16 protein-coding genes are annotated in these 24,300 nt (G+C 38.8%); 15 read left to right on the forward strand and 1 reads right to left on the reverse strand.

Going from position 1 to position 24,300, the window contains the following annotated elements; translation table 11 throughout:
• Nucleotides 1-157 precede the first annotated feature (157 nt).
• From D1614_RS02595 to D1614_RS02605, 3 genes are all read left to right on the forward strand, one after another.
• Nucleotides 158-1,537: an MGH1-like glycoside hydrolase domain-containing protein gene (locus D1614_RS02595; protein WP_162304383.1), complete on the forward strand. Its 1,380-nt coding sequence runs from the start codon at nt 158-160 to the stop codon at nt 1,535-1,537.
• A gap of 449 nt (nt 1,538-1,986) precedes the next feature.
• Nucleotides 1,987-2,751: a beta-L-arabinofuranosidase domain-containing protein gene (locus tag D1614_RS02600; RefSeq protein WP_241558065.1), complete on the forward strand. Its 765-nt coding sequence runs from the start codon at nt 1,987-1,989 to the stop codon at nt 2,749-2,751.
• A 185-nt stretch (nt 2,752-2,936) separates the two neighbouring features.
• A complete protein-coding gene (locus D1614_RS02605; protein WP_206609907.1) occupies nt 2,937-3,224 on the forward strand; it encodes a CBU_0592 family membrane protein in 288 nt (95 codons plus the stop codon).
• On the opposite strand, the gene D1614_RS02610 is transcribed toward D1614_RS02605, so the two are convergent.
• A complete protein-coding gene (locus D1614_RS02610; protein ID WP_119436301.1) occupies nt 3,214-3,807 on the reverse strand; it encodes a TetR family transcriptional regulator C-terminal domain-containing protein in 594 nt (197 codons plus the stop codon). The genes D1614_RS02605 and D1614_RS02610 overlap by 11 nt on opposite strands.
• A gap of 228 nt (nt 3,808-4,035) precedes the next feature.
• Here D1614_RS02610 and D1614_RS02615 point away from each other — a divergent pair, with 228 nt between their 5' ends.
• The 12 genes from D1614_RS02615 to D1614_RS02665 all read left to right on the forward strand — a co-directional run bounded on the left by D1614_RS02615 (nt 4,036) and on the right by D1614_RS02665 (nt 24,283).
• The gene (locus D1614_RS02615; protein ID WP_119436302.1) at nt 4,036-7,278 is read left to right on the forward strand and encodes a SusC/RagA family TonB-linked outer membrane protein; all 3,243 of its coding nucleotides are present in this window, start codon (nt 4,036-4,038) and stop codon (nt 7,276-7,278) included.
• A 24-nt stretch (nt 7,279-7,302) separates the two neighbouring features.
• Nucleotides 7,303-9,114: a RagB/SusD family nutrient uptake outer membrane protein gene (locus tag D1614_RS02620; protein ID WP_119436303.1), complete on the forward strand. Its 1,812-nt coding sequence runs from the start codon at nt 7,303-7,305 to the stop codon at nt 9,112-9,114.
• Between the two features lie 23 nt (nt 9,115-9,137).
• Nucleotides 9,138-9,899: a DUF5018-related domain-containing protein gene (locus D1614_RS02625; protein WP_119436304.1), complete on the forward strand. Its 762-nt coding sequence runs from the start codon at nt 9,138-9,140 to the stop codon at nt 9,897-9,899.
• Between the two features lie 89 nt (nt 9,900-9,988).
• Nucleotides 9,989-10,699 carry a metallophosphoesterase family protein gene (locus tag D1614_RS02630; protein ID WP_162304385.1) on the forward strand — a complete coding sequence of 237 codons (711 nt, stop codon included), beginning with the start codon at nt 9,989-9,991 and terminating at the stop codon, nt 10,697-10,699.
• Nucleotides 10,700-10,704: 5 nt separating this feature from the next.
• Nucleotides 10,705-10,848, forward strand: a complete 144-nt coding sequence (locus tag D1614_RS25620; protein WP_155523329.1) for a hypothetical protein — start codon at nt 10,705-10,707, stop codon at nt 10,846-10,848.
• A 131-nt stretch (nt 10,849-10,979) separates the two neighbouring features.
• The gene (locus D1614_RS02635; RefSeq protein WP_119436306.1) at nt 10,980-11,726 is read left to right on the forward strand and encodes a 5'-nucleotidase, lipoprotein e(P4) family; all 747 of its coding nucleotides are present in this window, start codon (nt 10,980-10,982) and stop codon (nt 11,724-11,726) included.
• A gap of 221 nt (nt 11,727-11,947) precedes the next feature.
• A complete protein-coding gene (locus D1614_RS02640; protein ID WP_206609908.1) occupies nt 11,948-14,740 on the forward strand; it encodes a bifunctional YncE family protein/alkaline phosphatase family protein in 2,793 nt (930 codons plus the stop codon).
• 7 nt (nt 14,741-14,747) lie between these two features.
• A complete protein-coding gene (locus D1614_RS02645; RefSeq protein ID WP_162304386.1) occupies nt 14,748-17,000 on the forward strand; it encodes a TonB-dependent receptor in 2,253 nt (750 codons plus the stop codon).
• Between the two features lie 396 nt (nt 17,001-17,396).
• On the forward strand, nt 17,397-18,014 hold the full coding sequence (locus D1614_RS02650) for an RNA polymerase sigma-70 factor (protein WP_119436308.1): 618 nt from the start codon (nt 17,397-17,399) through the stop codon (nt 18,012-18,014).
• A 74-nt stretch (nt 18,015-18,088) separates the two neighbouring features.
• Nucleotides 18,089-19,084 (forward strand): FecR family protein, encoded by a 996-nt coding sequence (locus D1614_RS02655; RefSeq protein ID WP_119436309.1) that lies wholly within the window; start codon nt 18,089-18,091, stop codon nt 19,082-19,084.
• 150 nt (nt 19,085-19,234) lie between these two features.
• A complete protein-coding gene (locus D1614_RS02660; protein ID WP_119436310.1) occupies nt 19,235-22,612 on the forward strand; it encodes a TonB-dependent receptor in 3,378 nt (1,125 codons plus the stop codon).
• A gap of 21 nt (nt 22,613-22,633) precedes the next feature.
• Entirely contained in the window at nt 22,634-24,283 is a 1,650-nt protein-coding gene (locus D1614_RS02665; RefSeq protein WP_119436311.1) for a RagB/SusD family nutrient uptake outer membrane protein, read from the forward strand.
• Nucleotides 24,284-24,300: the final 17 nt, after the last annotated feature.

Genomic DNA, 24,300 nt, shown 5'->3' on the forward strand with positions numbered 1-24,300 from the left:
TCAATAATTATTTATGAATTACTCTGTACCGAACAGACCTTTTATTTTGTCAGCATTGTTCATCCTATTTTTGGTTGTTTCTAGCAATGCTCAACAAAGTTCGAATAACGCAACTTTGCGCATTCCTCATGCTGAGACTGATAATGCAAGTATTAATATGGCTTTTAGAATAGCCATAGGCGATCTTTTTTCGAATATCCATGGTTTTGATATTCCAATTACAAAAGATGTTAAGCCAGTTATACTTGCCGGACTGGATTATGACAGACCGTGGACCAGAGATGCTGCAATTAATTCATGGAATGCAGGATCATACATTATTCCTGAAATTGCCAAGAATACATTACTTTCAGTACTTGTTGAAGACAAGCATGGATTGCGCATTGGAGGGCAATACTGGGATGCGGTAGTTTGGATTACGGGAGCCTGGAATCATTATTTATACACGGGCGATCGCGAATTTCTAAAACTGGCATTCGAGGCAAGCAACAATTCGCTGGTATATTTAGAAAAGCAGGAATTTAACTCTGAATATAACCTTTTTATGGGTCCCGGATGGAGCGATGGAGTGGCTGCTTATCCTGGAATCTATGGTGACTCAGGAGGCGAAAGTGCTATCTATCTCTGGCCGGAGTATCATCCGGATAAAGTCTCTGTCAAAGGATTTGGGATACCGATGATGGCTTTGTCAACCAATTGTCTTTATTACAATGCATATATAGTCGCTAATAATATTGCGGAAGAGTTGGGGCACCCGGTAAATCAGGATTTTACAGAAAAAGCAAAAAAAATAAAAGAGGCGATTAATACGCATCTGTGGAACGAAAAAAAAGGAATGTACCACTTTTTTATTGGGCCGTTTGGCAACTGCGACAACCAGGAAACCCTGGGAAATGCATATGCTATATTGTTTGGAATTGCCGATGAGAGACAAAAACAGGTAATAATAAAGAACAGCTATGTAGCACCACATGGAATACCTTGCGGATGGCCCGATTTAGAGCGATATAACCCGAACGACACCATCGATTTTGGACGCCACTCGGCAACAGTTTGGCCCCAGATACAGGGTTTTTGGGCACAAATTTGTGCCGATGCTAAAATGAGCGATAATTTCGGACATGAGTTTTTGAAGCTTGCAGAGCATGCATGCAGGGATTTGCAATTTGCCGAAATATATCATCCGAATACAGGAGCAATATATGGGGGATTGCAGGAGAACAACAAACAGGGAATTATACCTTGGTGGACCGCAAAGAAACAAACATGGGCGGCTACCACTTTTATTAAAATGTTTGTGAATGGCATGGCAGGTATTCGAATTGAAAAGGATGGTGTGTACATCGAACCTTGTGTCCCAGAAGAGATAAATAAAATCAGATTGAATAATCTTCAGGTAAGGGATTTAAATCTTGATGTGAATATTCAGGGGCATGGAAACAGTATCCAATCAATAAAAATAAATGGAAAAGAAGTGGGAAATGCATTTATTCCGTTTTATGGTCAGAAAAAAAATGTGATTGAAATCGTATTGTAGCGTAGTTTATAAAAATTCAAAAAAGATGAAAATATAATTATAGAAGTACACTAAATCCATAAGGTAACTCAAGACTAAAAATTGATAATAAGCACTATCTCATAAACTGTGTCTGAAAAGTCAGAATTGCACAATCTTTACACCAAAAATTCCTCAAAATAACCCGCTATTCTTTCTGATTTTTCTTCACAAATCTTGCACATTTCTGACTTTCTGTGCCATATATTTTATATCGAATTCAGGTTATTAGTAATTGATCATTACTGTACTTTTCTCGACCTGACCGTTACCCAACTCTAAAACGTAGACGTAGTTTCCTGCTGGTAAACCTCCGGTTTGTCCTATGCTCCCGGTCATGGTGTTACCCATACGCCTTTCGACCTACCGGCCATCCTGTTTTGTGTTGTGTTGGAAATATAAATCGTTCAATTCCGAATTACATCATGCATATGTGGATGACAACATTGGACAATGGAATTGCTGCAAATCTTTATGGTCCCTCGGTCGTAAGCACTACAGTTAACAATGGAGTAGGAGTCAGGATAAAAGCAGAAACAGATTATCCGTTTAAGGAAGATATTGCCTTAACGGTTTTTCCGGATAGTAAAACTGAATTCCCTCTGCATTTGAGAATTCCCGGATGGTGTAAGAATCCATCTATTCAAATAAATTGTGAAGATATAATTTGGGATTCGAATGAAAAAGGGTTTGCCGTAATAAAACGAACATGGCAAAAAGAAGACAAAGTAAACATCCATTTTCCGATGAATGTGAAAATCTTTAATGGACGTGAGACACCTTATCCTCAAGTTGAATATTTTAAAAACAACAGAGAACAGGCAAAATTAGATTCTATTAATAATCCTTTTCAATCATTGTATTATGGGCCATTGTTATTAGCTTTACCTCTACCAGACATGGGAACGAATTCAACATTGAAAGCTTATGACGGTACATATAATTTTGCACTGAATATAGATTCTAAGAAATTAAGGGAGGTAATTCATAAACAAGAAATGAAGCGAACTTGGCACTGGCAGATGGAAAGTACTCCTCTAAAAGTAAGAGTTCAAGCCAAAATGTTTAATTGGGAACCAACAGAATTACAGCCATTACCACAAGATTTTGTGTCAATGGGGAAAGATACGACTATTGCACTTGTCCCCTACGGTTTGACAAAATATCGCATTTCTATGTTTCCTATCTGTGAATAGTTTTACAAAAGAGAATTTTAAGTTTGATCTAAGTTTTATAATTGTGGCGAGGTTAAGGCAAGTAGGCTGCGCATTTGTTAATATAGCCAGTTTTTAATAAATTTTAAAAAGAATTGAAATATTATTATCATTAGTGTCCGGTAAAAATATTTTTACCGGACACTAATGAATAAAAATGACTTTCTTTGGATGTAAAACTTTTCGATATGATTGATTTTTCAACTATTGGCTGGTTGGGAGCCATAATTTTTGTTGTTGCCTATCTTTTTCTTAGTATAAAACTATTATCGGCAGAAAAAGTAATTTATCATATTTTAAATGCTTTGGGGGGAATATGTTTGGTGATAAATTCAGTTTACCTGAATGATACCCCAAACTTATTTGTGAATGCAGTATGGGCAGTGATTGCTTTTTTCTGTATTTACAAAATAATAAAAACCGGATTTTTGTCAAAAAGGAAGGCTAACTATTAATATGAAGAAGTGTTTGTACCTGCTGTTTATAATACTCAACTTTTAATGCATACTCCTCTTTGTTTCCCACCAACCCTAGGTAATAATAGGCTCCTTCAAGCAAGGCAAAAATTACTTGTGTAAGTTTTTCAACATCCTCTTCCTGTATCAAGTTATTTTTCTGAGCCTCAAACAACGATTCTTTTAAACTGGTTCTGAGTGAGTCATGAAGTTCCTTAAATTTTTCTTTAAATTGCTTATTGCGATAAACCATTGCATAACAACTATAAAAAACTCCATCGTCGAACAGACGGTTCCATTTTCTAGAAAACAATTTATCAATTAATTCCAGCAACTTTTCCTGTGAATCAATTTTCCCGTTTGATTTATAAATATTCAAATAACGCTCAAGAATATAATCAATTAAAGCCACTTCAAGATCCTGTTTCGACTTAAAATAATGTATCACCAGGCTCGGGTTTATTGTCATGTAGTCAGCAACCTTGGCAATGGAAGATTTTTCCAGCCCTTCTTTTTTCGCAACGGCATAAAATGCTTTTACAATTTCTTTCTGCCGGGTGTCTTTTAAACTTTTTCTTCCCATTTCTTTTATTTAACAGCGTAAAACTACACAAACATTTTACAATAACCAATTCTTTAGTTTGAATGAACATTCAAACAATTTTGTTTTTAAAAAAATTAATTTTTATACTTGTATTTATTAAATAAATGTTCAATCAATTTATTTAACCATGTTGCAATACTATTTTAATTGTTTTGTAACCAAATAAAAACTTAACAAATCCATATTTGTCGAATTAATTAAACTTTTATGAAAAGAAAAAGAAGTGTAAAAGAAGAGGCAAATCAGATAAAGACACGAGCAATCTTTATCTTGATTTTTTTGCTTTGTCTGGCCGGAAATTCCCGTGCTCAGAAACTACATGTTACGGGGAAAGTAATAACACAGGATGACAAGTTCGGCATGCCGGGGGTTTCAATCATAGTAAAAGGAACCACAACAGGAACGGTAACAAATGTTGACGGTGATTACGCAATTGATGCTCCTGCAGACGGCATTCTTGTTTTTTCCTTTATAGGAATGACTACTCAAGAGATTCCGGTTAATAACAAAAGTCTGATTAATGTATCATTAACAGAAGAAACAACCGGACTTGATGAAGTTGTTGTGGTGGGTTATGGAGTACAGAAGAAGGTTAACCTGTCGGGAGCCGTAGATGCAATTGACTCTAAAGAGCTGGAGAGTCGTCCTATTATTAACCTTTCTCAGGGATTGCAAGGTGTTGCACCAAACCTGAACATCGATTTCGTGAGTGGAGAACCTGGGCAGGCCGCTCAAATTAACATTCGTGGTATGACATCGATTAACGGAGGTGAACCATTGATTTTAATCGACGGGGTGCCCGCTGATGCATGGGAACTTAACCGGCTTTCTCCTGAGGATGTTTCGGATATTTCGGTATTAAAAGATGCTTCATCAGCTGCAATTTATGGTGCCAGAGCTGCATTTGGCGTTGTTTTAATTACTACTAAATCTGGATCGAAAGAAGGGATTCACATTAGTTACAACAATAACATGTCATGGTCTAAACCAACTCTTTTGCCGAATAAGATTAACGATCCTTACATTTATATGCGTCTTCAGGAATTATCATCAGATAACACTCCCTGGGATGTAATAAACTATAGCGACGAAACATATGCATGGGCAAAAGAGCGGTCGGATAATCCGGGCGAAACGGTGGGAGTACGCATAAATCCGAATGACCCATCAAGTTGGGAATATATGGGAAACAAAGACTGGACCTACTACTTTTTAGATGACTATACCCTTTCGCAAAAACATCATTTACAACTCGATGGTAAAACGGAGAAGACACGCTTTTACCTTTCAAGTTCTTACGACAATGAGAATGGTGCTTTAAAACTTGCGGAAGATAATTTTAAAAGATACAGTATCAGAAGTAAGGTAGATTATACACCTTTTAAATGGCTTACCATTGGAAACAATACCTTGTTTACCATGACCGAAAGGAATGAACCATCATACTTGTCAATTTGGGACTTGTATAATTTTGCGCCAACATCATACGATAAAAACCCGGATGGTACCTGGGCCAACTCTGCAGTTGGAATTGCGGCAGCAAAACTCGTAGATGGGGGAAAAGTTGATAATAAATACAACAGTACACAATCAACCTTTAATGCAGAGGCACGGTTTTTCGATGGTGCGCTAAAGGTTAATTCTGATTTTACAATCCGTAAAGGAACGAGCAATTACGGATGGTACTATTCGAAATACAACATCGGTTACGGGCCCGAAGATATTCGTGAAGTTGGAGTGAATGAAGCTTATCGAAGTGCAACCTTCGACACCTACAATGTTTTTAATATTTACACCACCTTTAACAAAACCTTTAACGATCACCAACTAACTGCTCTTGTCGGGTTTAATCAGGAGTACAGTAATTCTGAGTGGTTTAGTGCACAACGAGATATGGTAATATCGAGTTCGCTGCCTACCATTGCACTGGCAACAGGAGAGGATTTTGTGGATGAAAGTATTACCGACTGGGCAATTCGTGGAGCTTTTTATCGTCTTAATTATATCTTTCGCGACCGATACATTGTAGAATTTAACGGACGTTACGATGGTTCGTCAAAGTTCCCAAAGACAAGTCGCTTTGGTTTTTTTCCTTCTGCCTCAGTTGCATGGCGTGTCGACCGCGAAAATTTTATGAAATCAATAGAACATGTTATCAGTACATTTAAAGTAAGGGCTTCATATGGTTCTCTCGGAAACCAAAATGTTACAGCTTATGGCTACATTCCAACTATGAATGCCAGTGAGGGCAGTTATATGGTTGACGGTGAGTTGCCTCAACGAGTTTCGCCACCTCAACTGGTTTCGGATAATTACTCCTGGGAAACTGTTTCGACATTAAACTTTGGTTCCGACCTTGGTATTTTAAAAGACAAACTTTATGCAGCATTCGATATTTACCAAAGAAATACAACAGGGATGCTGACCCAGGGTAAAGACCTGCCAGATGTGCTGGGAGCAAGTGAGCCAAAAGAAAATGCAGCCGACCTGCAAACAAATGGCTGGGAATTAACCCTTACTTATAAATCAAGTTTTAATTTAGCCAGCAAACCTTTCAATTTTAGTAGCCGGTTTATATTATCCGACAGCCGGGCCTGGATCACCGGTTTCGATAATCCGAATAAAAACCTGAGTCAATACTACATTGGGCAGGAATTTGGCGAGATCTGGGGTTTGGAAAGCGATGGTTTTTATCAAACGGTTGAAGAAACACAGGCCTTAGATGAAACTACTTTGATCCCATGGGGAGCACTTTCTATCGTTCCGGGCTGGCCAAAATACGTTGATCAGGACGGGAATGGTAAAATTGAAAAAGGCCTGACAATGGATGATCCTAAGGATGCGAAAATTATAGGAAATACTTCGCCGCGGTTTCGTTTTGGTTTAAATCTTGACTTTAACTGGAATGGATTTGATGTTCGTACTTTCATACAAGGGATTGCAAAAAAAGACTATTATCCCCGTCATTATTTATACTGGGGATTTTACCAGCAACCATATGCCGGTGGGTACGAACATCTTACCGACTTCTATCGTCCTCATGATGACAGCGAGGCAGATATGGCAAAACACTCACAAGCTTATATTGATGCAGGTTTAGCCAATGCCAACCTCGATGCAAAATATCCTGTGTTACAGGCCTGGCTTGCCGACAGAAACCTGGGTGAAGGGCTTAATTCTTCAAAAGGATTAGCAACTCCACAAACCGATTACCTTTTAAGTGCAGCTTACATCCGAATTAAAAACGTTACCGTTGGCTACACCCTTCCAAAAACTTTAACACAAAAAGTAAAACTCGACCGCGTTCGTTTTTTTGTAAGTGGTGAGAACCTGGCAGAGTGGTCAGAAGTCGGCGATTATTTCGATCCTGAGGCAGTTACCGATAATGGTCATGGCTATGCCTATCCATTCCAAAGAAGATATTCATTTGGTGTAAACATCGACTTTTAATTAATAACCGGGAATTAAAATATCATGAAGAAAATAATAACACTACTAAGTATAGCTTTCATTGTGCTGTTTTCGGCATGCAACGATGAATACATGGACCGTTTTCCTAAAACTTCTATTGGGGAAGAAAATTTCTTTAAAACCGAGGAGGACCTGAAAATATTTCTCTATAACCTGTATAGTTTTGACGGAGTCTGGAATTATTCAAATGATGGATACAATACTTCAGACAACATGGCCAATACGGGTGTTTCTGAGATAAAAAACATCATGCTTAGTGATAATCCGTCATCGGCAACGGTTACAGGAGGATGGAGTTGGAGCAGGTTGCGGAATATTAACCTGTTTCTCGAGAATTTTGGAGGTGCAAATGTGTCGGAAGACCTATTGGCTCACTACGAAGGTGTTGGACGGTTTTTTAGGGCCCGGTTTTATATGGGAATGGTTCAACGTTACTCCGATATCCCCTGGTACGACCAGGTACTTGGAACATCTGATGAGGACTTACTTTACAAGGCACGAGATCCGCGGGATTTGGTTGTTCAGAAATTATTTGAAGATTATGATTTTGCAGGCAAAAATGTAAAAAGCAGTCAACCCGTTGGTGCGGTTGACAAATGGACTGTTTTAGCTTACAAAGCCCGTCATGCCTTGTACGAGGGAACATTTAGAAAATACCATCCCGAACTCGAATTACAATCGACTGCAAATACCTACTTAGAAATGGCACGTGATGCAGCGAAGGAAATAATGGACAATGGTGGTTTTTCTATTTATAACACCGGTAACCCGAACAGCGATTACCTGAAACTATTTACTAGTACCAATCTGGTTGGAAACTCAGAAGTCATTTTCGCCAGTTTGGCTGAAGATCAAATTGTGAACAGCGGCTACTGGGGGTTTGTTTTTGGGAACTACGAAGTTTGTCCATCAAAAGACTTACTACAAGCTTATCTTATGACGGATGGAAGTTTCTATACGCAACAACCGGGGTACGAAACAAAACTGTTTGTAGAAGAATTTGAAAATCGTGATCCTCGATTAACACAAACTTACGCATATCCAGGTTGGGAATTGATAAACAGCAGCGGTTTCGACCAGGGGGCAGGTATTTACAAACAGCAGCTTCAAAAGAATTTTACAGGTTACCATCAGATTAAAGGATTTGTAAACGATAAAGATGCTACAGTTCAAAACAGTATCGACTTTCCATCATTACGTTATGCCGAAATTCTTTTAATTTATGCTGAGGCAAAAGCCGAGTTAGGTGAATTAACACAGAATGACCTGGACATATCGATTAATAAACTTCGAGACCGTGTACAAATGCCACACATGACATTGAATCCGGCAGTTGAATCGGTGCAGGAAAGCCGTTATCCGAATGTAGCTTCACCACTGAAAAATGAAATCCTGGAAATTCGCAGGGAGAGAAGAATTGAGCTGGCACTTGAAGGCTACCGCTACGATGATTTAATGCGTTGGGCGGCAGGTAAACTTCTGGAAAAAGAACCTGTTGGTTTGTATTTTCCCGGACTTGGGAAATATGACCTGAATGGTGATGGTGCAGAAGATATTGTTTTGCTTGATATAAGCGAATCTATTCCCGCAGCAAATGACAAAGAAATTAACTCAAAAGGTGAAACATTGATTTATTACCGTGTTGGTCAGCAAGATAGCGATGCCTCGGTATACATCAGCGGCGACAACAAAGGTTATATTTTATCTGTAAAAGAAAGAGGAACATTCCTCGAGCCTAAATATTATTATCGCCCGATTCCACAGACTCATGTTACGGTAAATCCAAACCTGACACAAATTTTTGGATGGGAGTAATTTAACCGGTAAAACAAATTATTATGAAAAGGATATATTTAAAATTCATAGCTATTCTCTCTCTTGCAGTAAGTTGTGTTCCCAGTTTCGACCAGGAAGGCGAACTTCCTGACAATCCCGCAATTCTTGAAATTATTGTAGGAAATGAAAACGGGAAATTACCACTTGAAAACGCGATTGACAATGATACAAAGATTGATACAATCTGGATAAAAGACCGAACGGCAGATTATTCCAACGTTTATTTGCGTGGTAATTTGGCTCCGGGTTGTGTTGCCGTTCCGCTCGAAGGTGCTCCCGGTTTTGGGAAATACGGCGATTTTTCAAAACCGGCAAAATACCGTATTACTGCGCCTACCGGAAATTCAGCTGACTGGACTGTTGTATTGGCAGAATATATTCCTCCGGTAGGATGTTTGGCCGACCGGTGGGGTGGAGATGTTACCTGCATTGACGGAGTTTGGGCAAGCTATAGCCCGGCTGCCTGCACTGGTGTAAAAGTTAATAACGACTGCCAAAGAGTAAACATTACATTCGCATTTTGGGCCGATGGAGGAGCAGTAGTTACACTCGAACTGCAGCTTGGCGAGATTGATTTTGATACTTTTACCGGAGAACTTACTTTGCTTAACGATGTGAATTTCTCGTCTTACGGAGCAGATATGACTTTCCATGCAGGACCTGCCGGGACTTACGATGCAACTGCAAACATTTTACATTTGAACTTGAAATTTAGTGGTTACGATATAGGAGGAGAATATTATCCGTTTACAGTATCCCAATAAAAGCAATTTTCGCATAGATTTAGATTAGTTAGATTAAGAGGCCGAAGCGTGTACACCTTCGGCCTATATTTAGAGAAAAAATGAACGAAATGAAGACCAAATTCTTTTTAATGGCATTTGCATTACTGCTTACTATGCAAATGTTCGCATCAAAAAAGAACGACAAAAAATTCAGTTTTGCTTTTTTTACAGATATTCACCTGAATAAGAACCATCTTGAAAAGAATCATGGCGGATTCCAGGGTATAGAAAAAGCAATCGCAGATGCAAAAAAACAAAAGGTTGATTTTATTATGACCGGCGGCGACAACGTTGATATTGATGCCATCAAAACAGAAGACGCGCAAATTGCTCACACACTATATTCAAAATATGCGAGAATTATCCACAATGCCGGAGTTGATTATTATGCAGCCATAGGTAACCACGACAGATTTTGGGGATGCCCCAATGATGATCAATTGTATAACGATGGCTTGTTTGAAAAATATGTAAATAAGAGCTACTATTCTTTCGATCATAAAGGTTGGCACTTTATTGTTTTGAATACTGCCAACTCTGTTGTCGATGAAGAACAAAAACAATGGCTTAGCAGTGATTTGGAAAATATTGATGCTAAAACACCAATTGTTATTGCAACACACGTTCCTTTTTTATCCGTTTATTATCCGGCATTAGACGGGAAATATACAAGCGCCGATACCTTTTCTAATTTTAAAGAAATCTGGGATATGTTTGATGGGAAAAATCTTAAACTGGTATTGCAGGGGACATGCATTTATACGAAGAAATTAAAGTAAAAGGAGTGCAATTTATTACCGCAGGTGCAGTTTCCGCCAGTTGGTGGGGCGGTGATTACCATGGAACAGAAGAGGGCTATTTAAAGGTCAGCATCAATGGTGATGATTTCGGCTGGGAATATGTCGATTATGGCTGGGAAGCAAAATAGCCTGATTGATAAAGGTTATCTGTCGAAAACTACAATCGTTAGCGTTCCGTTTTCTCGTTTTACTTTTACTTTGTAGGAACATAACTTATTGACTAAAAACATTAGTATCATATTCATTAAAATAATTATAAATGAAAATATCTATCATAAATATATTTATTATCATCTTTTTACTTGGTTGTGTAGCATGCAAGCATCAGGCTCAACCACTTTCAGAACTACAACTTCAGCCTACAGGACAGGCATGGGGCGCATTATATCAACAGCAAGCAGCCGAATACAAAGCGCTCTGTTATCAGGCATACAATATTGCCCGCCTGCGCTTAGATGAAAAACTGCAAAATGATTCAGGAAGACAGTTGGTTATTGTTACGGATATTGATGAAACTGTTCTTGATAACAGTCCATATTTTATCAATCTTGCCCGGGAAGGAAAAGTATATAGCGATTCTACCTGGGTTGAATGGACTGCTGAAATAAAATGCGATACGATTCCGGGTGCCAGTCATTTCTTGAAATATGCCGACAAAAAGGGCGTTACCATTTATTATATCAGCAACCGTTTGGAAGTAGAATTACTGCCGACAATTAAAAATCTTGAAAAATGGGGATTTCCTTATGCTGACAAAGAACACGTATTCCTAATGAATTTGAAAGATAACAGTAAAGAATCAAGACGGTTAAGTATTGGTGAAGATTGTGAAGTTGTTTTGTATCTTGGCGACAAGATGGGAGATTTTAGTAGTTATTTTGATCATTTAGATAGAACTGAAATGACTGAGCGGACAAAGAACCGCGCGTCTTCTTTCGGCGACAAATTTATTGTGTTGCCAAATAATATGTATGGCGATTGGGATGATGTTCTCTCCAAAAACTAAACTTAATTTTATGGAAAATTTTCTGACGTTTGAGGGGGAGAACCTTAAATTGATGCATGCTCAAAAGCATATAAATTTTTAAGTTTCGACTATTAAAAGTTATTATTAAAGGTGCCGATGTTGACTTGGAATACCTTGATCTAGGTTGGGGGAAATAAGAGAATTTTTATTTGATTTTTGTGCATTATCATATTTTTGTAAATAATTAAAAATCAACACCTATGATTTTGAAAAGAATGGCATTTTTTGCCTTGGTTTTTCTTGTTGCCTGTACACAAAACACGAAAGTTGATCCATGGATAGTTACCTCGCCTTCAGGTAATCAGTTTACCAGTATCGATAAAACCGGTACAACGGTTATTCCCAACGGACGGCTGCTCACACCGGCAGGTAAGAGTATAGAGGTTGCGCCGCATCCTTATGGTCTTACTTTAAGTCCTGATGGCAACACTGCAGTAACGGCGAACTCCGGAACCAATCCACTTTCAATAACTTTTATTCGCGATATTCTTTCCGAAAATCCTGAGGTGCAGCAGGTTCCTCCCGGCCCATCTACCGACAGGGGAGTGCTGGCTTCGGTTTTTATGGGTCTGGCAATTTCGAATGATAACAGTGAGGTTTACGTAGCCGGCGGACAGGAAAACAAAATTTTCATTTTCGATGTAATAACAGGGGAGAAGCAGGGATTTATCGACTGCTCTGTTCAATCGGGAGATGCAGATTATACGCATGGATACATTGGCGATTTAGTACTCTCAAAAGACGGTAAGAAGTTGTATGCTGTTGATCAAATCGGATTCCGGATGGTGATAGTTGATACCAAAACAAACACACTGGAACACAGCATTCCGGTTGGCCGATATCCGTTTGGAATTTGCCTTTCGCCCGACGAAAAGAAAGTGTATGTTGCCAATGTGGGTATGTTTCAATACAATTTGATTGATGGAATTACCAACGAGAATGCGAATGAAAAGGCACTGAAATATCCGGCTTTTGCTTATGGAAGCAAGGAGATGATTGAAGGCCTTAAAAACGACAGTGTTTCAGTTCCGGGTCTGGGAGAAATGAATGCTCCGGAAGCTTTTTCTGTTTTTACGGTTAGTATTGAAAATCCCGACCAGCCTGAAGTGATTGCCAAAACAAAAACAGGTAACTTGGTTGGAGCTTTGGTTGAAGACATTCCTGCCGTTGGAGGTGCAAGCCCCAATTCGCTGGTTGCTACCGATGATTATGTTTTTGTTACCAATGGAACAAATGACAACATTTCGGTTATCTCGATCGAGAAAGACACCGTAGTTAATACCATTTATCTGAAACCGGATAAACGTGTACAGCAATTCCGTGGTGTCATTCCATTTGGCTTGGCGCTTTCGCCCGACAAAAAACAATTGTTTGTAGCTTGTTCTGGTATTAATGCCATAGCAGTAATTGATGCTCAAAAACTCGATGTAACTGGCTACATCCCAACCGGATGGTTTCCGGCCAAAGTGGAGGTAAGTAACAACGGGGAAAAATTGATTGTTACCAATGCAAAGGGTTTTGGTAGCGGACCGAACGGTGGCGAAACGTTTAATCGTGGCCTCGAAGGAAGTTATATTGGATCTCTGATGAAAGGGAGTGTTCAGGTATTGGATATCCCGTCGGATAATCAATTACAAGAATATACGAAACAGGTAATAGCCAACAATTTTAGTTTCGACAAGGCATCGTCAGGAAAATTTGCAACGCGAAGAAATAATCCGATACCGCTTTATCCCGGCGAAAAAAAATCTCCGATAAAACACATTGTATTCATATCAAAAGAAAACCGTACTTACGACGAAGTTTTCGGACAGGTTGAAAAAGGTGAAGGCGACCCTATGTTGGCTCGATATGGCAAAGGAGTTTCATTTAGTAACAATAAAAGAACAGTTACTGTTGAAAATGCCGATGTAATGGTAAACCACCTGAAACTTGCAAACGATTTCGCCATTTCAGATAATTTCTATGTCGACTCTGATGTTTCAGCCGATGGCCACCGCTGGCTGGTAAATACCTACCCAAACGAATGGTGCGAAACCTGTACTGCCGCCAGTTACGGCGGGAACCGAAGTTTCAAATTCAACTCGAAAGCTCCTGGAATATATGGCATGAATGGCGCAGCCGGGGCCATTTATCCGGAAGATTACAACGAAGCCGGTTCCATGTGGGATCACCTTGAACGCAACAACATCGACTTCTTTAACTTCGGATTCAGTATCATGTTTGAACCCGGATTATATAGTGAAAAGTTTAAATACGAAGGAATCAGGCATTATGTCAATTATCCTTTGCCAAAACCTATCTGGGACAGAACATCGAAACAATATCCAACCTACAATACGGCCATTCCCGATCAGTTCAGAATCGATCAGTTCAAAAAAGAATTCAACAAAAAATGGATGAACGGAAATGGAACAATGCCATCGTTCCTCACCGTAATTATCCCGAATGATCATGGTGCAGGCGAACGTCCGGATGCGGGATATCCTTTCCGCGAAAGTTATATGGCCGATAACGATTTGGCCGTGGGTAGAATTGTGGAATTTCTCTCGCACACACCTTACTGGGAAAACATGCTGATTGTAATTACGGAAGACGATGCACAAAACGGTGTTGACCATGTGGATGCACACCGCAGTGTTCTGATGCTGGTTTCGCCATGGGTAAAACGAGACTACGTAAGTCATATGCATTACAGTTTCGGAAGCATTTTTAAAACCTTCTGGAATATCCTTGAAATGCCTTATCTCAACCAATACGATGCCGGAGCCAACGATCTACACGATTTTTTTACCGATAAGCCAAACTACGCTCCCTACAATGCCATCGCGGTTGATTCACGCATTTTTGAGCCACAGAAAGCACTTGATCCTTTTGATGAAAACTTTGACTGGAAAGCGCTGGAAGAGGCACCTGAGATGGACAATAAAGATGACATGATTCGTGAAAGCAAGGAAAGAGATGAAGACCGACTTGAGAACCGGGAAAAGTAAGATTAAAATGAAGAAAATTTTCCTAACAATATTAGCTGCATTTTCTACAATGCAGCTTTTTTCGCAGGTAATTGAAGGTAGTATTGTAAATGCTGAAACCAACAAACCACTTGCACATGTAAATGTTTTGGTAAAAAATTCAGCGCAGGGAACTGTTTCCGACAGCGGGGGACTTTTTTTACTCTCGCTTCCTGAAAAACAAAACGCAAGGTTGCTGATTTCGTGTGTCGGGTTCGAAACACAGGAGGTTGAAGTCGACCGGGATGAAAATAAAAGACTCAGCATTCAACTGCGTCCTGCATCAATTCAGTTAAACAAAAGCATTGTAGTTACAGCCACCGGAAACGAACGTTTGTCGTTTCAGACGCCTGACGCGGTTTCTGTAATTACCGGGCAGGAATTAAAAAACAATGCTCCCCGTTCTATGGCGGAAGCATTAATTGGTGCTACCGGTGTTTGGATGCAAAAAACCAATCATGGAGGTGGCTCTCCGTTTGTACGTGGACTAACAGGAAATCAAACCCTCTTGCTGATTGACGGAATACGTTTGAACAATGCCATCTTTCGTTATGGTCCCAATCAGTATTTTAATACCATCGATGTTTTTTCGGTCGATAGGGTGGAAGTTATTCGCGGAAAAGGTTCAGTAATGTATGGCAGCGATGCCTTGGGCGGGGTAATAAATGTACTCACACGAACTCCTCAGTATACATCCGGGCAATCGTGTTTTGGCAGCCGGGGGCAGCTGAAGTACATGAACAAAGGCATGGAAAAATCAGGCTTAGGTGAAGTGCTTTATGAAACGAAAAATTTTGCCATTTCGGGAAGCGCGAACTACAAAGACTTTGGTGATATTTATGCAGGCGGCTCCTTGAACTACGAACGTCCTTCTGCCTACGATGAAAATGGATTCAACCTGAAAGCCAAAGCGAGGTTTTCAGAAAATTGGCAAATAACATCGGCATTACAGTACCTCAGGCAAAACAATGTTGGACGCTATGATCAGGTGGCGCAACGCGGCTATCTGTTGTATCGTTACGACCCACAGATTCACCGGCTTGCATATGTTAAAGTAGAACGCTACAGTGAAAATAATTGGTTCCGAAAAGTAAAGCTTACGCTTTCAAACCAACTTTCAGATGAAACCCGAAAAAAACAAAAGGAAAATTCTACCATTTTCACTCAGGAAAGCGATTTGATTAAAACCAACGGAATTTTGCTGGAATGCAACTCGCTGATACAAAAAAACTGGGAGGCAATTTCGGGCGCTGAATTTTATGCCGACAAAGTTGAGTCGGGGAAAACAACCACTGATTTGGCGACTGGTAGCCAAACTCCTTCACGCGGACTTTACCCCGACGGTTCAGGCATGCAGAACTTCGGTTTGTTTAGCCAGCATTCCATAAAACATAAAAACTTGCAGTTAAACTTTGGTGGCCGGTTCAATACTTTTCAAATACGATCAAGCGATAACGAATTTGGCGAAATCAAACTTAAACCCAATTCGCTGGTCGGAAACATCTCGCTCCAGTATTTTTCCTCTCCAACTCAGCAGTTTATTGTTTCTGCGCACTCGGCCTTTAGGGCTCCAAATATTAACGATATCAGTACTTTTGGCTCGTTCGATTACGGAATTGAAATTCCTTCGTCAGATCTTTCTCCCGAAAAAACATTTACTGTGGAAGGTGGCTATAAAAAATCGGCAGAACAATTTTCAATGGCATTCACCGCATTTAACACGCGCTTAAAAGACCAGATTGTACGCGTGGAATCCACATATAAAGGAGAGGAGTTCATTGATGGCGAGCGCGTTTATAAAAAAGCAAATGTGGCAAAGTCGAATATTGTGGGTCTTGAATTTGAATCGGGATTTCAGCTGAACAGGCGACTGGCAATTATCAATAACCTCACTTGGCTATATGGCAAAGATCTTGAAAACGACGAACCAATGCGCCGAATTCCTCCGTTAAACGGAAAGCTGGCATTGCAATATTCTCAAGCCGGAATTTTTGGCGAAACCGAATTATTATTCGCAAGCCCACAGGACCGACTCTCGTCTGGCGATATTGACGATCACCGCATTCCGGAAGGAGGAACGCCTGGGTGGAGCATATTGAATTTTAAAACCGGATATACCTGGGATAAAATTTCGGTAAATGTCGGGTTACAAAATATATTAAATAAGGCGTACCGGATTCATGGCTCGGGTGTTGACGGCTATGGCCGTTCATTTTGGATGAGTTTTCAGTTTAAGGTATAATCAAAAAACTGATGGCATGAAAAAGATCGTATAATATTTCTATTTTTCAAGTCTAACTTTAAAAATGAAAGGTTTCGCGTAAGTAATTTTCCAACGAGCCAGGTGGGACTGGAATAACAGAAACTTTCGGCCTTACTGTAATAAAGAAATTTAAGAGTCTGGAAGAAATATATTATGGACAATACTGGATTTAATCATCTTTGCCATCTATGGTGCGATTGTAATTCAGGAATTTTGTACCAGAATTTTCAAAAGGCAGATTTTTGTAACAGGATAATAGACTGACTTTTGTTAATGTGAGTATTGATATCTATATAACTAATAAAATTGATAATCATGGATCGTATTAGTTATAATTCAAAAAATGACTAATTTTGACAAACTCAAAAAACTAACTTGAAAATAGACCAGGACATAAAACTACTGGTAAGACGTATTGCAAACGAGGATGATGAACGTGCATTCAAACAATTTTTTGATCTGTTTGCCGTGCGGCTTTATCAGTTTTCATTTTCTTTTATTAAGAATAAGTCGATAGCAGAAGAGGCTGTTTCTGATGTTTTTTTTAAGGTGTGGCTAAACCGCACTGAACTGATTAATATCGAAAATATTAAAGCTTACCTTTTTAAGGCTACATACAATACTTCGCTTAATTATCTGGATGAGGCAAAACGCAAAAAAGCAATTTCTCTGGAAGATGTGGAAGTTGACCTTGGTATTGATCTCATTTGTCCTGAAACAGAACTTATTAATAAAGAACTGAAAGTCTTTATTGAAAAAGCAATTGAAGATTTGCCTCCAAGATGTAGAATCATTTATAAAATGGCTAAGGTGGAGCAAATGAAGTATAAAGAAATTGGTGCACTCCTTGATATTTCGGTAAAAACTATAAATCATCAACTCAGCATTGCGATGAAAAAAATAGGAGATACTATCAGGAATTATCTTAAAGAGCAGGGAGACGACGACCGTTTTATTATACTGTTTCAATTGTTTACACCCTCTATTCAATAAATATAGCTTTTTTAAGGCTGCTTTTAGGAGATTTTAATAATTCTCCTGTCATAAGAGTTATAAGAGCTATTTGAATGGATAACGAGAAAATCTGGGAAAGTATTACAAATAAAATAACCGGCGAATTTAATAATGCCGAAAACGCATCTGTAGAAGAATGGTTATTAGAAGATAAGCAAAACAAGAATGTGTACGATCGTCTGCAGCAGATTTGGCAATACAATTCTCGTGATACTCATGATAATACTTCTATTTATAGAAAATATCTGTATCGTAAAAAGCAATTTGAAAAAAGAAAAACAGAAAGCCCCTTTGTTTATTATATACTTCGGGTCGCAGGGATTCTGTTTCTTTTGATGGCATCTGTTTTGGTTATTGACAATATTTTTAGTCCCACGAGAGAGATAGTTTACCAAGAGATTTCGGTTCCCAAAGGAAGCCGTTCTACTTTTAATCTACCCGATGGAACTAAAGTTTGGTTGTCCAATAATTCTTCAATAAAATTTCCATCTGAGTTTATAGGAAGAACCAGAGAACTCGAAGTTGAAGGAGAAGCTTATTTTGAAGTGACTCATAATCCGAGGAAACCCTTTGTTGTAAATATTGGAGAAAACCGTATCAGAGTATTGGGAACACATTTCTCCGTAACAGCTTACCCCGACGATAATGAGGTTCGTACTGACTTGGTGGAAGGTAGAATTCAATTTGAAATTGCAAATAACAAAGGTGGCTTCCATTCGTACGTTGTGAAGCCATCTCATAGTTTAGTTTGGGATAAAACCACAGGGAAGCTTTATGAATCAAGAGTCCCTGATGGTTTTTACGACTACTGGCATAAAGGTATTTACCAGTTTAGAAACGAAACTATGGAAGACCTTGCGTTAAAAATTGACAGGATATTTAATACTCAACTTGTTTTTGAAGATGACGAATTAAAACAAAAGAGGTTTAGTGGTACCATCAGTGTTAACGATAATATCTTTACGTTTATCGAAGCTATAAAAAGTACATCGATAGAACCAATAGTATACCGCTATGAGAAAAATAAACTATATATCAAATATAAATAAAATGGTATTGCCTATGTAACAAAAACTTATGAAAAAAAGGCGGAAAATGCGTCAACATCTCCCGCCTTTCACCGAAACATTACGTTTCTTATTCATTAAAAAGAATATACCATAAACCGGGTATATTCATAAACTTAACACTACAAATGTATGAAAAAAATTAGATTACAGGGGGAAAGGTATGTTTGCCCTTCATTGAGAAAAATAATGCTTATGACGAAGTTAACGACACTGTTTATTTTGATTAGTATTATGCAAATTTCAGCAAATAGCTATTCGCAAACCGGAAAGCTCGATTTGAAACTCAAGAACACCACTATTTTCGATGTATTTGAACAAATTGAGAATGTAAGTTCCTATCGTTTTTTCTATGACAATGCTCAGGAGGATCTGTTGAAAAAAGTATCGATAAGAACAGAGAATAAAGAGTTATCTGATATTTTACATGAATTATTAGACGATACCAATTTAACCTGGGAGGTAAAAGACAACTTGATTTTGGTGCGCTCAAAGAATTCAAAAGGAGACTCCAAAAATATTCTACAACAACAAAAATCTATCTCAGGAACAGTAAAAGACAAAATTGGAGAACCTCTTCCTGGTGTTACGGTTCTTGTGAAAGGTACTATTCAGGGGACAGTTACTAATTCAGAAGGTAACTACCAATTAACCAATGTTCCTGAGAATGCCGTCTTGCAGTTTTCTTTTGTTGGAATGCTTACGCAGGAAGTTGCAGTTGAAAGTCAGACTACTATAGATATAACGTTGCAAACTGATGCGATCGGCATTGATGAAGTGGTGGCAATTGGCTACGGTACAACAACTAAACGGAAAATGTCAAGTTCAATTTCGACAATTACAACAGAGGCAATAGCTGATGCTCCATACACATCAGTTGTTAGTGGATTAGCTGGTCGAACTCCTGGTTTATTTATTCGTGATAATGGAGGTGAACCAGGTTCTTTACCAACAATTTCACTTCGAGGTGGTGGCGAACCCATTTATGTGATTGACGGAATTAGAGCATCAAAAGATGAATTTTCAATGCTTCCTCCTGGAGATATTGAATCTATATCAATGCTTAAGGATGCTGCTGCTGCCGCGGTTTATGGTTTTAATTCAGCCAATGGGGTTGTGCTAATATCAACAAGGAGAGGAAGTTCCGAGAAAATTACTTTAACATATAGTGGTGACTTTTCAATGCAACAACCCACTCTGATTCCTGAGTATATGACAGCGTATGAAAATGCGATCTTGAAAAATGAGGCTGCGTATAACGATGGATTGCCACAGGTTATAAGTGATGATATTCTAGACATCATGAAAAACAATCTTGACCCGGAGAGGTATCCAAATCAAAACCCATTTGGTGTAGTAGCAAAAGACTTCTCAGGACAACGCAGGCATAATATTGGTTTAAATGGAACAATCAATCAAACAAATATATACATGTCTCTCGATTATTTTGGTCAGGATAATATTTACAAGGCTAATAACCATGGGTTAAACAGATACTCCTTTAGATCAAATATCAGTCAAAACTTTAAAGAGATTGGATTAAAAGTAAACGGGAATGTTTCGCTTCAAAGAAGTGTAAGAACAGAACCTCCGATGGGTACTGGAGAAATATGGAGCCATGTAAGAAATGTTGGTGGGTTCTACAATTTTTATAATCCGGACGGAAATTATAATTCGGGGCAAAATCCACTTGCCGAGTCTGCAGAAGGTGCCGGTTATGTGCACGACGAAAATAACAGAGTAAATGGTCGTTTGGAATTCGTTTGGAATGTCCCGGGGGTTGAAGGCTTAAGTTTTAAGGCTCTAGGCAATTATCAGTTGGTAAATAGTTTTTATAAGAATTGGAATGCCAATCAACAATATCGCGCACAAACATATCTTTGGGATAATACTCCTGAAGATTTAGGAAAAGCAAGTTTATCGCAATCATCAGCCAGAACATATATGTACGATGTTGAAGCCCATGCAACTTATATTCGCACTTTTGCTGACAAACATACGGTTGAATTGACAGGGGTTTATACGCAGCGCGAATCTCGTTATGATGGATTCAGTGCATCACGAAGAGACTTTTTATCATCTGCTGTTGATCAACTTTTTGCGGGCTCTGCAGTTGGTAAAGACAATAATGGTAATGCTAGCGAATCAGCAAGTGTAGGTTATATTGGCAGGATGAAATATGATTTTGATTCAAAGTATATCCTTGAAGGAAACTTTAGATATGATGGTTCTGATAACTTTCCGGATGGAAAACGTTATGGTTTCTTCCCATCAGTGTCTGCCGCCTGGAATATAGACAGGGAAGAATTTATTCAACCCGTTCTGGAAAAGCTTTATCTATCTTCGCTTAAGCTAAGAGCTTCTTGGGGTATTCTGGGGAGTACCGCCGGTGTTGGCAGATTTGCCTACATATCGGCATATGATTTGGTAACCGACAGGTATTTTGTAGATGGTACCTGGGAAGCAGCTTTTCGCGAGGGCAATCTGGTTAGCAACGACCTTTCATGGTACGAAAGAGAATCAAAGAACCTGGGTGTTGATTTTGGATTCTTGGAAGGAAAAGTATCAGGTTCGTTCGATTGGTTTTATTACCGAACAACAGGTTATTTAGGAAGCCCAAAAGACACTTATATTACTCCATTAGGTAAATCACTACCTCAGATTAATACCAATTCTGCACATCGCAGAGGTGGGTTTGAGCTGAATATGCAATACCATACCCAGATTGGTGAAGTTAAAATTGATGTTGGAGGTAACATATCCTATTATGATCAGTTATGGGAAAAAATGTACACCGAGGACTCTACTGCATTACTAAATCCTTATACCAGGCAAACGCACGAAAAAGATTATTATACCTCTGCTTATACCAGTTTAGGATATTATCAGAGTATTGATGATATTATTAATTCACCGCACAGGTTAGGTTCTACAGAAACTAAGCCTGGAGATCTTAAATATCAGGATTTCAACGGTGATGGAAGGATCGATGGTGATGATTTTACTCGTATTGGGAAGAGTGATTTCCCACATATTCTGTATGGTATTAACTTGGGTGCCCGGTACAAGGGTTTTGCACTTGAGGCCCTATTTCAAGGAACAAGTAACAGGCAGATTTATTTAGGATACATGTGGCAAAGCGAAATTAACCATAAATTGTACACAATTCAGCAAGATTCCTGGACCGCCGAAAATCCAAATTCCTTGTTCCCCAGAACAAGTATGAATACAGGGGTTAATGGAAGTAATAACACTGTAACTTCTTCATACTGGTTAAAAGATGCATGGTATATACGTATGAAAAGTTTAGCCTTGAGCTATGACCTAAAATCTACATTATTAAAAAATGTTGATGGCGTAGGGAGCTTCAAATTACTTTTAAGTGCAACTAACTTGTTTACCATTTCGCCCTTAAACAAGTATTATATCGATCCAGAAACCGCCAGTAGTGATAATTATGGATATCCGATACAAAAAACTTATAATATTGGAGTTCGCGTATCATTTTAATAACTACAAAAGAAATATTAAATGAAAAAGATATATATAATACTAGCAATAGTGGGTCTGCTGAGTACTTCTTGTGAAAAAGACCTGTTAAATAAACAACCCCTTGACAAATTCTCGGAAATTGATGTGTGGAATGACGGCCCACTTGCCGAAGGATTTGTTTTTGACATTTATGCTGATGTAATAGGTCATTATAAAAATCAGAATACAGACACCTGGACAGATAACAGCGTACCAAATAGTGGAAGTAGTACTGAGCAAAGTGGGTCGATAGAAAATACAAACGATTATGGTTGGAATAAATATGGAATTATTCGTAAGTGCAACCTTGCTATTGATAAGCTTTCGAATGAAGAGTCTACCATTAATGAAAGCTCTAGAAAACTATTATTGGCCGAAACCCACCTTTTGCGTGGGATGATGTATTACTGGATGGCTAGAAGATTTGGTGGAGTAATGTTGGTCGATAACGTTTTAACAGCCGAAGATGAGATGCAATTACCAAGAGCGAACGAAAGGGCTGTCTATGATTTCATTTATGATGACATTTCAGCTGCCATCTCAGGATTGGGAGAAACAGCGGCACCAGGTAGATTGAATAAGGCAGCAGCGTATGCTTTTGAAAGCATGGTGGCATTACAAGATGCCGACTACGACAAGGTAATAGAAGCTGCAGATGCTGTTGAAGAGTTTAACTACAGTCTTGATCCTGTCTATAGTAATATGTTCAATAGTTATAACGGTACACTATCTTCCCCCGAAGTAATTTTCGTATTTATGGCGGGCGCTGATCATAATAACTACATTGATACACGAATGTTTGCAAACCTGTGTAATGTATACAATGGTGAAAAGTTACTTGAGACGGCAATACCTCAATTTGATCCAGATGACATCTTTAATGCGTGGCCCGAACGTTGGCCTTCACAGGAATTGGTAGATGCTTATCTATTTAATGAAAACGGGGTTGTTTCGCAAAAAGCAGGTGTTGATTTTCAGGGGCAACCTTCACGCTTAATGTGGCAAAATCGTGATGCCCGTTTTGAACAATCGATAGTTCACGATTCGGCACAATATAGAAATTCAATTTTTACTTATAGAGTGGGTGGTAATTCACATTGGACTTCTAATCCTCTTAGCACGTGGGGTATGTCAAAAACAGGATATATGTTCCGTAAATGGATGTATGAACAAGACTTCTTTTTTTATAATTATCCGGTAGATTGGGCCGAACCAATCTTCAGGTTAGGTGAGGTCTATCTTAATAAGGCCGAAGCATATGGGCGCAAAAAAAATATTCCAAAGGCTATTGAGTATATGAATAAAACTCGTACAACTCATGGAGGTTTACCTGCATTGGATGCCGGAGCTTCCGAAGCTGATTTCTGGAAATACTACAAAATTGAACGACGTGTTGAAATGGTTCAGGAGGATGACCGTTATTGGTCTTTAATACGTTGGGCAAAAGCAGAAGAAGCAAACTCAATACCGGAATTAGATGGTTATAAACTTCATGGCTTGGATATGCAATGGGATGGATTAGTAAATGTAATAGAAAGCCCATGGGCTGTTTCTATGAATTTTGAATATCCAAAACGTTTGTATTTCCCGGTACCTGACGGTGAAATCCGACAAAATGATAAGCTAACACAAAATCCAGACTGGAATTAATGATTAACATAAAATTA

The sequence above is a fragment of the Maribellus luteus genome (assembly GCF_003576475.1).
GTDB classification, from domain to species: Bacteria; Bacteroidota; Bacteroidia; order Bacteroidales; family Prolixibacteraceae; genus Draconibacterium; species Draconibacterium luteum.